Raw genomic sequence first — 12,677 nt, forward strand, 5'->3', positions numbered from 1 at the left:
AACCCGTCAAGCATTGGAAATCGATATGCCCAGACTTTCTACCAAGGGGTTATCGCCTCAACCCACTACTCGACATCGCTGGCTGATCGGCGCAGCGGCTGCGGCAATGCTGGCGCTATCACTGGCTTTCTGGTGGTGGCGCTTGCCTGTTCAGACAGCTCCCGCCAGGTTGAGCCACACCTACGCTCAGGCACTGGAACAGGCACACGACGGCAAGCCCGGCGCTGCACGCGTGCTGTACCAACAACTGGCACGAACCGACCTGTCTGACGAACAGCGCATCAACCTGCTCGCCGAATTGAGCGACTACCCCAGCCCTCAGGCCCTCAAATTGCTTGATGCCGCGCTGGGTGACAGATCCGCCAAGGTGCGCGAAGAGGCTATCGATGTCAGCGTCAGACTGGTCTCCAACAGCCAGCGCAGCCTGCTGCTGGGCCCATTACTGAACGACGACGAACAATCCGTCAGATTCCGCGCCACCAGTGCCCTGCTCGGCCTGTCACCTGATGAGCTGGGCCTGTACTTTGCCGTGCTGCAGCAAAGTGCCGAGGCGTTTCAGGAGTCGCTAAAGAGCCAGCCGCAAAACGCACAAAATCAGTTGCAACTGGCCAGACTGTACCTGCAGACCGGCGACCTGGAGCCGGCAGTCGCCGCGCTGCAGAGGGCCACAGCACTGGACCCGGGCAATATCGAAGCGGCGCTGGCGCACATCGAGCTGCTGGACCGCAAGGGCCAGGCCGAGCAGGCACGCAGCCTTTTTGCACAGTTGCTGGAACATAATCCTGGTTCATCCATGCTTCAGCACGCGCTGGGCATGTGGCTGCTTAACCACGGGCAGGCAGAGTTTGCTGTGCTCAGCCTGGCAAAGGCTACAGAGCTGGCGCCTGATAACACCGACTATCGCTATGACCTGGCGGTTGCCCTGCATTCGTTGCACGAGCTTGAGGCGGCGCAGAGGCAGTTGACGCAGATTGTTCAGAGCCAGCCTGCGAACCGAAAGGCCAGAGTGCTGCTGATTCAATACTGGAAAGAAAATGGTCAGTTGCAAAACGTGCAGATTCTGCTGGCAGAGCTCGAGCAGCAGAACCCCGACGACCCGGTGCTGCAACAGGGACTGTAGGGTCAGAAAGGCAAAAAAAGGCAGGCCAAGGGCCATCTTTTATGCCGCTACACGCCCTTTCATCCGCTGCCTTCAGACACTTCTGCTCTTTCCGCATCCGCCAGCCTTCATGTCTGTCAGATGTTTCTCCTTTTAAGCCGTCCAGTGTCGCATGGCTCGTTTTCCATCTGCGACTAATGTCGGAAATAACTTACACAACAGCTCGCCTGATAACGCCGGTTTCATCGCCTATATCCAACACCCTCCACCACGACTATTTAACGAATTTGAAAAAGGCTATTTTCTAACTGAAAAAAAAGGTGCATCATTTGCGGGCTACTGAGTTATAACTATCCTCTGTCTGCGCAATGACAAGCCGCAAAGGCCATGTTTCAGCATAGAAACCGCAGGTACAGGGCAGCATCGAGTGAGCGAATCGGCCAATCAGTTTTGTCTCATCGCTTTATAGGGCTGACAACAGCCATTACATTGTTGGAGTGTATTACTTGTCCAGACTTGCCGAGTTTCGAGCAGCAGAGAAAGCCCTTCAAGAACAGCTTGCACAGCTGGAATCCTTGAAGAATGACGCCGGGTTGAAGAAGGAAATCGAGTTCGAGCAAAAGCTCCAGGACCTGATGGGCACCTACGGCAAAAGCCTGCGTGACATCATCGCAATCCTTGATCCTTCAAGCGCCACGTCGCTGGTCGCACCCGCCGGACCAAAGCGTCGTCGTGCACGCGTGGCCAAGGTTTACCAGAACCCCCACACCGGTGAGCTGATTGAAACCAAGGGTGGTAACCACCGCGGTCTCAAAGCGTGGAAAGAGCAGTACGGTGTAGACACTGTTGATTCGTGGCTTCGCGCCTGATTAAAACTTTGTCAATTGAAGCCCTGCACTTGCAGGGCTTTTTTTATCTACCCGTACGTCAACTGAGCGCCTGCACACTGCATCTGCCTGATCAAACGCCCATACACAGTTGACTGTCTGCCCGCCGCTGACATTCATATACATGATTAAGTGAACTGCTCGGTACATGTACTTCCAGCGCGTCAGGTATTAATACCGTTGAAATAATGACGCCAATAAAAATTCATCGATTATTCGATTCAGCGCACAGTTACAAACCTGAACAGTTGCTGAAATGTGTAGAGTAATTGTTCAGTTTATTCGGTCTAATGAGCGATAAGAGAATTTGTTACTGCGTGCTTCGCCGGATCGAAAATCGGCGGATGGCCGACACCGCGCAGCTTCACACTTTTTTCACATGGATTCTCGGATGATGAAGACCGCTAAAGGAATAGCGCCCCATGCCCGCCTCGGCGGGCTTCTTTTTGTCTGCGAAAAAGCAGGTATCACTGCGCATCGTCCAGACGCAAACTCTCGCGGATACGCAACGCCTCTTCCTTGTTGGCCGTGTACCCATCTGCCGATCCCGCGTAGGAAAGCGACCAGGCCATCTCTTTACTGGCAGCCGCTACCAGTGTCTGGGTCAATACATGTACGCCGTTCTGGGTGATCGTGCAGGTGGTTTCCAGTGCAGGCACGACGCTGAGCCGGCTCTCACGCACATGCGTGCAGACGCTCTGCAGGCCGCTGCGGGCAAAATTGACCTGAACCGACTTGCGCATCTCCAGCAGTACACCCGGGACATTAACCTCATGCCCGGGCGTCAGGCGTGTCTGAGTCAGCTCCATGACCATCAGCGGGTTTCCACTTTGATCGTTTTTCACCGCGCGCTGTCTGACTTGCACGGACGGTTGCACGGGCTTGCCCGACTCGGTCGGCAGCGACTCTACCTCCCAGCCTGCGGGCCAGATGATCATTGCGTCGGCGGCGTGAGTCTGTGCGGCGCCCAGCAGCAGGAACAGGCACAGAACTGGCAAGGAGCATCGGTATTGCGAAAGGATCATGGTCAGGCCGCCAGAACAGTTGACCGGAAATTCTGAGCCTGTTGCCGGCATCGAGCAAGACCGAAGCGACGTTATCCGAACGAAGGTTTGGCACTGCCCGCCCTGCCCCGTATCATTTGGCATTATTTGTACATTCTGTTGGAGATACATTGATGAGCTTGCACGAACTCAACACACTACCGGGCGTTACGGCCGACCCTGAAGCGGCTACTCGGCAGTTTGTGTTCAACCACACCATGCTGCGCGTCAAGGACATCACCAAATCGCTGGATTTCTACACCCGCGTGCTCGGCTTCAGCCTGGTTGAAAAGCGTGATTTCCCGGAAGCCGAATTCAGCCTCTACTTCCTCGCACTGGTGGATAAGGCGCAGATCCCGGAAGACGACAAAGCCCGCAACGAGTGGATGAAATCGATCCCCGGCATTCTCGAGCTGACCCACAATCACGGTACCGAGAGCGATGCGACAGCTTCGTACCACAACGGCAACAGCGACCCGCGTGGCTTTGGTCACATTTGTGTCTCGGTACCAGACGTGAAGGTTGCCTGCGAGCGATTCGAGACTTTGGGCGTCGACTTTCAAAAGCGTCTGTCCGATGGCCGCATGAACAGCCTGGCATTCATCAAGGACCCGGATGGCTACTGGGTAGAGATTACCCAGCCAACCCCGCTCTGAGGCCTTGGTTGCCCTGAGTGATTGCTCCCGCTCGGGAACGATCACCCAGACAACAAAAAGCCCCGTGATCGTTCACGGGGCTTTTTGTTTAGCGCTGCCCGATCAGGCCGGTGCGGAGGTACGGATCAGGTGGTCAAAGGCACTCAGGGAGGCTTTGGCACCCTCACCCAGGGCGATGATGATCTGCTTGTACGGAGTTACCGTCACGTCACCGGCAGCGAAGATGCCCGGCACCGAGGTTTCACCACGTGCATCGACCACGATCTCACCACGCGGCGACAGCTCGATGGAGCCTTTGAGCCATTCGCTGTTAGGCAGCAGGCCGATCTGCACGAAGATACCTTCCAGCGGCACGGTGATTTCTTCGCCGGTGGTGCGGTTCTTGTAACGCAGGCCGTTGACCTTCTGCTCATCGCCGGTCACCTCAGTGGTTTGCGCACTGGTGATCACGGTAACGTTGGGCAGGCTGTGCAGTTTGCGCTGCAAGACGGCATCGGCACGCAGTTGCACATCGAATTCCAGCAGCGTCACGTGTGACACGATACCCGCCAGATCGATTGCCGCCTCGACACCCGAGTTACCGCCACCAATCACGGCAACGCGCTTGCCCTTGAACAATGGACCGTCGCAGTGCGGGCAATAAGCCACGCCCTTGTTACGGTACTGCTGTTCGCCCGGTACGTTCATCTCCCTCCAGCGTGCACCGGTGGCAAGAATGACGGTCTTGGCCTTGAGGCTGGCACCGCTGGCGAATTTAACTTCGTGCAGCTCACCGGCCGCGCCCGGAATCAGCTTGTCGGCGCGTTGCAGGTTCATGATGTCGACTTCGTACTGCTTGACGTGCTCTTCCAGCGCAACGGCCAGTTTTGGGCCCTCGGTGTGCTGTACCGAAATGAAGTTTTCGATGGCCATGGTGTCGAGCACCTGACCGCCGAAACGTTCGGCTGCAACGCCGGTACGAATGCCTTTGCGGGCTGCGTAGACCGCAGCCGCCGAACCAGCAGGGCCGCCGCCGACTACCAGCACATCAAAAGCCTGTTTGGCGTTGAGTTTTTCTGCCTGACGCGCACCGGCACCGGTGTCGATCTTGGCGAGAATTTCTTCCAGGCCCATGCGGCCCTGACCGAACAGCTCGCCATTCAGATAGATGCTGGGCACCGACATGATCTTGCGATCAGTCACTTCGTCCTGGAACAGTGCACCGTCGATAGCGACATGCTTGATGCCAGGGTTCAGTACTGCCATCAGGTTCAATGCCTGGACAACGTCCGGGCAGTTCTGGCAGGACTGCGAGAAATAGGTTTCGAAATGGAATTCGCCTTGAAGAGCGCGAACCTGTTCGATGGTTTCCGCACTGACCTTGGGTGGGTAACCGCCAACTTGCAGCAGCGCCAGGACCAGCGAGGTGAATTCGTGGCCCATGGGGATACCGGCGAAACGCAGGCTGATATCGTGGCCAGGGCTGCTCAGCGAGAACGACGGCGTACGTGCGTCGGTGCCGCTGTCATTCAGGGTGACATCTTTGGAGACACTGATCACATCATTGAGCAGTGCAAGCATTTCCTGAGACTTCGCGCCGTCATCAAGGGACGCGACGATCTCGATGGGGCGAGTAACCCGCTCCAGATAGGATTTCAACTGGGCTTTAAGATTGGCGTCCAACATGTGGCGGCTTCCTGTTTACAAAGGGTAGAAATAACAACGCCCAGGCGATTACCGCCCGGGCGTTTTTTGGGGCGATGCGGTTTACTTGCTCAAGAGCTCAACGCCCCCAGCCGATTCATGCGACTCAGATCTTGCCAACCAGGTCCAGGGACGGAGCCAGAGTAGCTTCGCCTTCTTTCCACTTGGCTGGGCAGACTTCGCCCGGGTGAGCAGCAACGTACTGAGCAGCCTTGATCTTGCGCAGCAGCTCGGAAGCGTCACGGCCAACACCACCGTCGTTCAGCTCGACGATTTTGATCTGACCTTCAGGGTTGATCACGAACGTACCGCGATCTGCCAAGCCGGCTTCTTCGATCAGCACGTCGAAGTTGCGCGAGATAGTCAGGGTCGGGTCACCGATCATGGTGTACTGGATCTTGCCGATTGCAGGCGAAGTGTTGTGCCATGCAGCGTGGGCAAAGTGGGTGTCGGTCGAAACGCTGTAGATCTCGACGCCCAGCTTCTTGAACTCTTCGTAGTTGTCAGCCAGGTCTTCCAGCTCGGTCGGGCAAACGAAGGTGAAGTCGGCCGGGTAGAAGAATACGACAGACCACTTGCCTTTGAAGTCGGCGTCCGAAACGTCAACGAAAGCGCCGTTCTTGAACGCGGTAGCCTTGAACGGTTTTACTTGGCTGTTGATGATAGGCATCGGTATATCTCCTGATGGGTTGGATGGGTTGTTAATTCGATGGAGTGAAGCTTACGCATGATCAGTGACAATCGCTCATTGGCAAACCTGATGTCACTGATTGCTTTTCACTATGAAGGCAGCTTATCGATAGAAGAAACCTTCGACCCGCTCCCTGTCTCCAGGTTGCCCGGGAACGGCGCGGCGTCAATGTAGCGCATCGCCGACTTGATGTCCCTCCAGCCTACATAAGACATCAGTGACTTGAGGTCCCAGCCGTTGCTGTGCGCCCAACTGGCGAAGCCGCGGCGTAGCGAGTGACTGGTGTAGTGCTCGGCGGCAATGCCTGCACGCTGGAGAGCCTGACGCAGCAACGGGATAACGCTGTTGGCGTGCAGCCCCTCCTCACCAAGATTACCCCATCGATCCACCGCCCGAAACACCGGACCGCGCACCAGCGCCGCGCAATTGATCCACTCTATATAAGCCTGCACCGGGCACAGCCGCTGCAAGGCAGGCGTCTGATACGTTCTGCCCAGGTTATCGCGATCACCCTTGCTGCGCGGCAGATAAAGGCTGATGCCCGAGCGGGCGATGGCCTTGACGTCCTGCACTTGCAGGCGACACAGCTCGTCGCTGCGAAAGCCGCGCCAGAACCCCAAGAGGATCAGCGCCGAGTCACGACGACAACGCAATAGCCGCGGCTGATCGTGTTGCGCCTCTGCATCACGTATCTCGATCTCCAGCCAGGCAATGACTTTCTCCAGGTCCTGCAACTGCAAAGGCTCGGCCTGCTTCTCTTGTGCCGGATGCAATGCACGAATGCCCTTGATGACCTTACGCACCATGGGCGCCTTGGTGGGATCGGCAAAACCCTGACTGGCATGCCATTGCGCCAGTGCTGACAGGCGCAGTTTCAAAGTGTTGACCGATAGCTTTCCGGCATGGCTGGCCAGGTAACGCGCCACGCTTTCGCTGGTCGCCGGCAGAAACCCGCCCCATGTCACTTCGAAATGCTCGATGGCCGCCCGATAACTGCGGCGTGTGTTGTCACGGGTTGCGGCATCGATATAGCGATCAACGTCATTCATGGTTCAAGCCTGCACGGTGTACCGGAGAAAGCGCCGAAAAATGAACTGACAACGCCTGACACGGGATAATACGCCAATATCCCGGGTTAATTAATTCAAAAAATAGCAAATTATTCCTAATAATATAGTATGTAATTACAGAGTACATACCACAGTACGAAATCGTAGGGGGACACATGGCTCGGGGCGGCGTAAACAAGGCGCTGGTGCAGAAAGCAAGGGTTTCCCTGCTGTCCAGAGGTGAAAACCCCAGCATTGATGCAGTACGTATCGAAATGGGTAATACAGGCTCGAAAACCACGATTCACCGCTACCTCAAAGAGCTGGACGCCACGCATACGCCAGCGCCGGACATCAACGAGGAGTTGAGCGGTCTGGTAGCTCATCTTGCCCAGCGTCTTCAGGAACAGGCTCAGGAACGCATTGATCAGGCCTGCGACACGTATCAGGCTGATCGCGCCACCCTGCAGCAACAATTGGCGACGACTCAACAACAGATCAGCGAACTGCAGGAACATGCGCAGCAACGTAACGAGACTCTGGAACAGCAGGCTGCCGCCCTGCTTCGCACGCAAAATGACCTGCAAACCGCACAGACCGAGCACGCCAGACTGTCTCAGGCCAACCGGGATCTGGAGTCGCGCCTGCACGACAAGGACGGCCAGATCCACTCGCTTGAGGAAAAACATCAGCACGCCCGTGAAGCGCTGGAACACTATCGCGACTCGATCAGAGAGCAGCGCGAGCAGGAACAGCAACGCCACGAAGGTCAGGTTCAGCAACTGCAAATGGAGCTTCGACAGGCACAGCAAGGCATCGCCATGCGCCAGGAAGACATCACACAGCTGAACCGTGACAACGAGAGATTACTGGCTGAAAACCGCAGCACACTGCGTGAGCTGCACGAACGAAAAGACCTGCTGAACCAGGCCACTACTCAGGCTGCCGCCCTGGCAGAACAACAGCATCACGCCCGCACCCAATGCGCTCTGCTGGAAGAACGGTTAGGCAGCCTGCAGGAAGAGAGCTCCACGCTCAAACAAGCCATGACAGAGGTTCGGCAGCAGAACCGGATGCTGGAAATGCTGCTGACCAAGAAGGAAGCAGCACTGGAAAACCTGCAGAACGGCCTCAGCCAGCCCGACAAACCCACGACCAATGGAAAAAAGCCAAAAGACAAGGCATGACAAGCAACGCTCAGACAGCCGTTACTGCGCAAGGCAAGAGCAGGTGGACATGAGTGCCCTGACCTTCATGGCTTTTTATCTGCACATGCCCGCCCGCCTGCTTGATGAAACCGTAGACCATGGACAAACCCAACCCCGTTCCCCGTCCTACGGGCTTGGTGGTGAAAAACGGGTCGAACGCCCGATCGATGACGTCTTGAGCCATTCCACAGCCGTTATCTTCTACGCTGAGCCTTACGTAATCGCCAGGTGCCAGCCCGTCTTTCTGAGCGGCAAGCGTTAACAGCTGGCTGCGCACCCGGAGCGCCCCTCCGACCGCAACAGCGTCACGCGCGTTGATCACCAGATTCAACAAGGCATTTTCCAGTTGATGCTCATCCGTATGCACGCAATTCAACCCCTCCTCCAGCTCGATGTGCAATTGTGCGCGAGCGCCGACCGTACCTCGCAGCAGCTCTTCCATAGACCGGACCATATGATTGATATCCACTGTCGTGACATTCAGCGACTGACGACGAGCAAATGTCAGCAGCCTCCGGGTCAACGCAGCCGCACGATTTGCGGAACTGGTCGCAGCATCCAGATAACGATCAACTTCCTCCACCCGGCCTGCCGCCACACGGAGCCTGATCATGTCCAGAGCACCCATCACGCCGGAAAGCACATTGTTGAAGTCGTGGACGATGCCGCCCGTCAACTGGCCAATTGCGTCCATTTTTTGCGCATGGCGCAAGACCTCTTCAGCCATTGCTCGCTCGACGATCTCGGCCTGCAACAATTCATTGGCAGTTGCCAGCTCGCGAGTGCGCTCGGCAACGCGCAACTCCAGACTTTCATTGAGTTCGCGCAGCGCCTCTTCAGCGCTGACCTGAGCCGTAATATCGGTATGAGTGCCCAGCCAGTGGGTGATGTGGCCCTTCGCGTCGCGCATGGGCAGTGCACGCGACAGAAACCAGTTGAAGGCACCGTCCTTGCCGCGCAGTGGAAAGGTATCTTCCCAGATCGAGCCCGTCGAAAAGCAGTACTGCAAACGCGCCAGCACACGCTCGCGATGCTCGGGATGCAGTAACGAACGCCAGCCCAGAGCCTTCATCGCCTCGAGCGACGTCCCGGTGTATGCGTACCAGCGCTCGTTATACCAATGGGCCTGCCCGCGAGGACTTGCAGTCCAGGCCAGCTGACTCATGTTGTCAGCCAGGGTTCTGAACTGATGCTCGCTTTCCCGCAATGCATCAATGTGCTGCGCGATTTCACAATCCTGCCCGGCCAGATGCAGGCGCATTCCGGCCGATGATTTTTCTCTGTTCACGTCGGGATCCGTCCTTTTCAAGCCTTGTCCCGGAGCTCTTCCTGACCTCCGGGTATTGCGCTGCCTGACGTTAGCGTTTGGCAGGCGTGCGCATGGTTACAAACTCTTCTGCAGCAGTCGGGTGTACGCCGATAGTGTCATCGAACACCTGCTTGGTCGCGCCAGCCTTGATGGCAATTGCCAGACTCTGGACGATTTCGCCCGCATCCGGCCCTACCATATGGCAGCCCAGTACGCGGTCGGTTTTCGCATCCACAACCAGTTTCATCAAGGTGCGTTCCTGATCGTCAGTCAGGGTCAGCTTCATAGGCCGAAAACGGCTTTCGAACACCTGCACATCGTGACCAGCCTTGATCGCGTCCTCTTCAGTCAGCCCGACTGTACCGATGTTCGGCAGACTGAAAACCGCCGTCGGAATGTGATTGTAGTCTACCGGGCGATACTGCTCCGGCTTGAACAGCCGACGTGCGACGGCCATGCCCTCAGCCAGCGCAACCGGAGTCAGTTGCACGCCACCGATGACATCGCCGATGGCCAGAATGGAAGGCTCGCTGCTCTGATAATGCTCATCGACCTTGATATAGCCATGCTCATCGAGCTTGATGTCGACACTGTCCAGCCCGAGGTTGTCGAGCATCGGCCGACGGCCAGTTGCGTAGAACACGCAATCGGTCTCGAGTGTGCCGCCGCCTTTCATGGACAGTAGCAGGCTGCCGTCGGCCTGCTTGTCGATACGCTCGATATCGCTATTGAAGCGAATCGTCATGTGACGCTTGAGCAGTTCCTCATGAAGATGAGTACGGACCCCGCCATCGAAACCGCGCAAAAACAGCTCGCGACGATAGACCAGCGTGGTATCTGCACCCAATCCATTGAAGATCGAGGCAAATTCCACGGCAATGTAACCACCCCCTACGACCACAACTCGCTTTGGCAACGTCTTGAGGTAAAACGCCTCATTGGAGGTAATGGCATGCTCGCGTCCTGGCACATCAGGCACCTGTGGCCAGCCGCCGGTTGCGATCAGAATGCGCTCGGCGCTGTAGGACTGGCCGTTGATCTCGACCCGCTGCGGGCCGACCAGCCTGGCGTGGCCTTCGAGCAGGGTAACGCCGCTGTCGACCAGCAGTTTGCGGTAGATGCCATTGAGGCGATTGATTTCGCGATCCTTGTTGGCGATCAGTGTGGACCAGTCAAAACTGACCTCACCCAGCGACCAGCCGAACCCTTTGGCATGATCGAAATCTTCGGAAAAATGCGCTCCGTAGACCAACAGCTTTTTGGGCACGCAACCCACGTTGACGCAGGTTCCACCCAGATAGCGGCTCTCGGCCACGGCAACCTTGGCACCGAAACCGGCAGCAAAACGTGCCGCCCTGACGCCGCCGGAGCCGGCGCCAATTACAAACAGATCAAAATCAAAGGCCATCGATATCTCCTTGGCAGAGGCACAGCATAACCGCTTGGCGGCCAGTCAGAAATGACAAAGCCACCCGAAGGTGGCCTTGTCCCGAGCGTCATCAATCGAAAATCAATGCGCTTTGCCGGTTTTGTAAAAGTGTTCGAAGCAGAAGTTGGTAGCCTGGATGTAGCCTTCAGCGCCACCGCAGTCAAAGCGCTCGCCCTTGAACTTGTAGGCCAGTACGTTGCCTTCTGCAGCCTGCTTCATCAGGGCGTCGGTGATCTGGATCTCCCCACCCTTGCCTGGCTCAGTCTGTTCGATCTTCTCGAAAATGTCCGGAGTCAGGATGTAGCGGCCGATGATCGCCAGGTTGGAAGGCGCATCTTCAGGCTTCGGTTTTTCAACCATGTTGGTCACGCGAAACAGGCCCGGCTTGATTTCTTCACCGGCGATCACGCCATACTTGTTGGTTTCCTGCGGATCGACTTCCTGAATGGCAATGATCGAGCAGCCATAATGCTTATGCAGTTTGACCATCTGCGCCAGCACGCCATCACCATCAGGATTTACGCACAGGTCATCCGCCAGAACCACGGCGAATGCTTCATTACCAATCAGCGGACGACCGCTGAGAATGGCATGACCCAGACCTTTCATTTCAGTCTGGCGAGTGTAGGAAAAGCTGCACTCGTCGATCAGTTTGCGAATACCAACCAGGTACTTTTCCTTGTCCGTGCCCTTGATCTGATGCTCAAGCTCGTAGCTGATATCAAAGTGATCTTCAAGAGCACGCTTGCCACGACCGGTCACGATGGAAATTTCGGTCAGGCCCGCCGCGAGGGCTTCCTCAACACCGTATTGGATCAGTGGCTTGTTGACCACCGGCAGCATTTCCTTGGGCATGGCCTTGGTCGCTGGCAGGAAGCGAGTGCCGTAACCGGCTGCTGGGAACAAGCATTTCTTGATCATAAAAGTCCTTGGTAAGGGCTGTTGGTGTTAACGGCGCAGTCTAATCAGGAGGCGGTCACCTTACAATGCCCCGCCTTTGGCCGTACGATGCCATGATAGAGGAATCCTCAGGCAGATAGTTCCGCACTTCCTGGATATTGCCTACAGCCAATTGCAGACTGGACCACGCTCAAGTCACCGCCAAAGCCCGGCGTAACAGCCTTGTGCACGCTCTTTCGACGACCGAAGCATTTATGCTCTGCTCCCAGAGAGCTGCAACAGTGGCCAGCAAACGACGAGCTATTTATCGAGCTATCTATGATGAAAAACATGGCGGAACGATGGCACTTGTTACCAGTCCAACGTCCGCATTTGTCAATTCTCTGACCTTATCTTGAAGCGAAAAACATGATCAGAATCCTTTCCCTACTGTCCATTATTGTTGCGCTGGGCCTGACCGGCTGCGCAACCGCCTCCAACACTTACCTGAAAAACGGCAGACAGGGCTTGAGCATCGACTGCTCCGGCGAGGCGATGTCCTGGGCCAGCTGCTACGAAAAAGCGGACGCTTCCTGCGCGGGTACAGGTTATGAAATTGTCGGTACGGACGGCACTCCGCAGCCTGCGGAAAGCGAGAAAACACTGGGTGTGGACGTAGGCAACTACAAGAGCCGCAGCGTGCTTGTAGTGTGCAAATAATCAAGCCTGCCGCCCTGTCCGAAG

At 56.5% G+C, this 12,677-nt stretch carries 12 protein-coding genes; 5 read left to right on the forward strand and 7 right to left on the reverse strand.

Annotation, left to right across the window (positions count from 1 at the left end; genetic code table 11):
• Positions 1-25 precede the first annotated feature (25 nt).
• The gene (locus AC4ANE_RS15630) at positions 26-1,120 is read left to right on the forward strand and encodes a HEAT repeat domain-containing protein (RefSeq protein ID WP_002553303.1); all 1,095 of its coding nucleotides are present in this window, start codon (positions 26-28) and stop codon (positions 1,118-1,120) included.
• 485 nt (positions 1,121-1,605) lie between these two features.
• Complete coding sequence (locus AC4ANE_RS15635) at positions 1,606-1,968, forward strand: histone-like nucleoid-structuring protein, MvaT/MvaU family (RefSeq protein WP_460408395.1); 363 nt, start codon at positions 1,606-1,608, stop codon at positions 1,966-1,968.
• 485 nt (positions 1,969-2,453) lie between these two features.
• On the opposite strand, the gene AC4ANE_RS15640 is transcribed toward AC4ANE_RS15635, so the two are convergent.
• The gene (locus AC4ANE_RS15640; RefSeq protein ID WP_031594731.1) at positions 2,454-3,062 is read right to left on the reverse strand and encodes a DUF4946 domain-containing protein; all 609 of its coding nucleotides are present in this window, start codon (positions 3,060-3,062) and stop codon (positions 2,454-2,456) included.
• 101 nt (positions 3,063-3,163) lie between these two features.
• Here AC4ANE_RS15640 and gloA point away from each other — a divergent pair, with 101 nt between their 5' ends.
• Positions 3,164-3,685: a lactoylglutathione lyase gene (gene gloA / locus AC4ANE_RS15645; RefSeq protein WP_460408396.1), complete on the forward strand. Its 522-nt coding sequence runs from the start codon at positions 3,164-3,166 to the stop codon at positions 3,683-3,685.
• A gap of 102 nt (positions 3,686-3,787) precedes the next feature.
• Here gloA and ahpF read toward each other — a convergent pair whose 3' ends face one another.
• The 3 genes from ahpF to AC4ANE_RS15660 all read right to left on the reverse strand — a co-directional run bounded on the left by ahpF (position 3,788) and on the right by AC4ANE_RS15660 (position 7,108).
• The gene (gene ahpF / locus AC4ANE_RS15650) at positions 3,788-5,350 is read right to left on the reverse strand and encodes an alkyl hydroperoxide reductase subunit F (RefSeq protein WP_002553299.1); all 1,563 of its coding nucleotides are present in this window, start codon (positions 5,348-5,350) and stop codon (positions 3,788-3,790) included.
• Positions 5,351-5,474: 124 nt separating this feature from the next.
• The gene (gene ahpC / locus AC4ANE_RS15655; RefSeq protein WP_002553298.1) at positions 5,475-6,038 is read right to left on the reverse strand and encodes an alkyl hydroperoxide reductase subunit C; all 564 of its coding nucleotides are present in this window, start codon (positions 6,036-6,038) and stop codon (positions 5,475-5,477) included.
• 110 nt (positions 6,039-6,148) lie between these two features.
• Positions 6,149-7,108, reverse strand: a complete 960-nt coding sequence (locus AC4ANE_RS15660; RefSeq protein WP_002553297.1) for a site-specific integrase — start codon at positions 7,106-7,108, stop codon at positions 6,149-6,151.
• A 176-nt stretch (positions 7,109-7,284) separates the two neighbouring features.
• Between AC4ANE_RS15660 and AC4ANE_RS15665 the strand changes: the two genes are divergently transcribed.
• On the forward strand, positions 7,285-8,295 hold the full coding sequence (locus AC4ANE_RS15665) for a DNA-binding protein (RefSeq protein ID WP_031594732.1): 1,011 nt from the start codon (positions 7,285-7,287) through the stop codon (positions 8,293-8,295).
• Between the two features lie 10 nt (positions 8,296-8,305).
• Here AC4ANE_RS15665 and AC4ANE_RS15670 read toward each other — a convergent pair whose 3' ends face one another.
• From AC4ANE_RS15670 to galU, 3 genes are all read right to left on the reverse strand, one after another.
• Complete coding sequence (locus AC4ANE_RS15670; RefSeq protein ID WP_460408999.1) at positions 8,306-9,577, reverse strand: hybrid sensor histidine kinase/response regulator; 1,272 nt, start codon at positions 9,575-9,577, stop codon at positions 8,306-8,308.
• Between the two features lie 97 nt (positions 9,578-9,674).
• Positions 9,675-11,033, reverse strand: coding sequence for a glutathione-disulfide reductase (gorA, locus tag AC4ANE_RS15675; protein WP_031594733.1), 1,359 nt, complete (start codon positions 11,031-11,033; stop codon positions 9,675-9,677).
• A gap of 102 nt (positions 11,034-11,135) precedes the next feature.
• Positions 11,136-11,975, reverse strand: a complete 840-nt coding sequence (gene galU, locus AC4ANE_RS15680) for a UTP--glucose-1-phosphate uridylyltransferase GalU (protein ID WP_002553293.1) — start codon at positions 11,973-11,975, stop codon at positions 11,136-11,138.
• 396 nt (positions 11,976-12,371) lie between these two features.
• Here galU and AC4ANE_RS15685 point away from each other — a divergent pair, with 396 nt between their 5' ends.
• On the forward strand, positions 12,372-12,653 hold the full coding sequence (locus AC4ANE_RS15685) for a hypothetical protein (RefSeq protein WP_029240846.1): 282 nt from the start codon (positions 12,372-12,374) through the stop codon (positions 12,651-12,653).
• The last annotated feature ends 24 nt before the right edge of the window (positions 12,654-12,677 follow it).

It is taken from the genome of Pseudomonas sp. Pme6b (genome assembly GCF_058129925.1).

What these genes read in the sequence shown, in the direction of transcription:
- gorA (WP_031594733.1), bottom strand. Translation starts at nt 11,033, where the DNA reads ATGGCCTTTGATTTTGATCTGTTTGTAATTGGCGCCGGCTCCGGCGGC.
- AC4ANE_RS15640 (WP_031594731.1), bottom strand. Translation starts at nt 3,062, where the DNA reads ATGCCGGCAACAGGCTCAGAATTTCCGGTCAACTGTTCTGGCGGCCTG.
- ahpF (WP_002553299.1), bottom strand. Translation starts at nt 5,350, where the DNA reads ATGTTGGACGCCAATCTTAAAGCCCAGTTGAAATCCTATCTGGAGCGG.
- gloA (WP_460408396.1), top strand. Translation starts at nt 3,164, where the DNA reads ATGAGCTTGCACGAACTCAACACACTACCGGGCGTTACGGCCGACCCT.
- AC4ANE_RS15630 (WP_002553303.1), top strand. Translation starts at nt 26, where the DNA reads ATGCCCAGACTTTCTACCAAGGGGTTATCGCCTCAACCCACTACTCGA.
- AC4ANE_RS15660 (WP_002553297.1), bottom strand. Translation starts at nt 7,108, where the DNA reads ATGAATGACGTTGATCGCTATATCGATGCCGCAACCCGTGACAACACA.
- ahpC (WP_002553298.1), bottom strand. Translation starts at nt 6,038, where the DNA reads ATGCCTATCATCAACAGCCAAGTAAAACCGTTCAAGGCTACCGCGTTC.
- galU (WP_002553293.1), bottom strand. Translation starts at nt 11,975, where the DNA reads ATGATCAAGAAATGCTTGTTCCCAGCAGCCGGTTACGGCACTCGCTTC.
- AC4ANE_RS15670 (WP_460408999.1), bottom strand. Translation starts at nt 9,577, where the DNA reads ATGCGCCTGCATCTGGCCGGGCAGGATTGTGAAATCGCGCAGCACATT.
- AC4ANE_RS15665 (WP_031594732.1), top strand. Translation starts at nt 7,285, where the DNA reads ATGGCTCGGGGCGGCGTAAACAAGGCGCTGGTGCAGAAAGCAAGGGTT.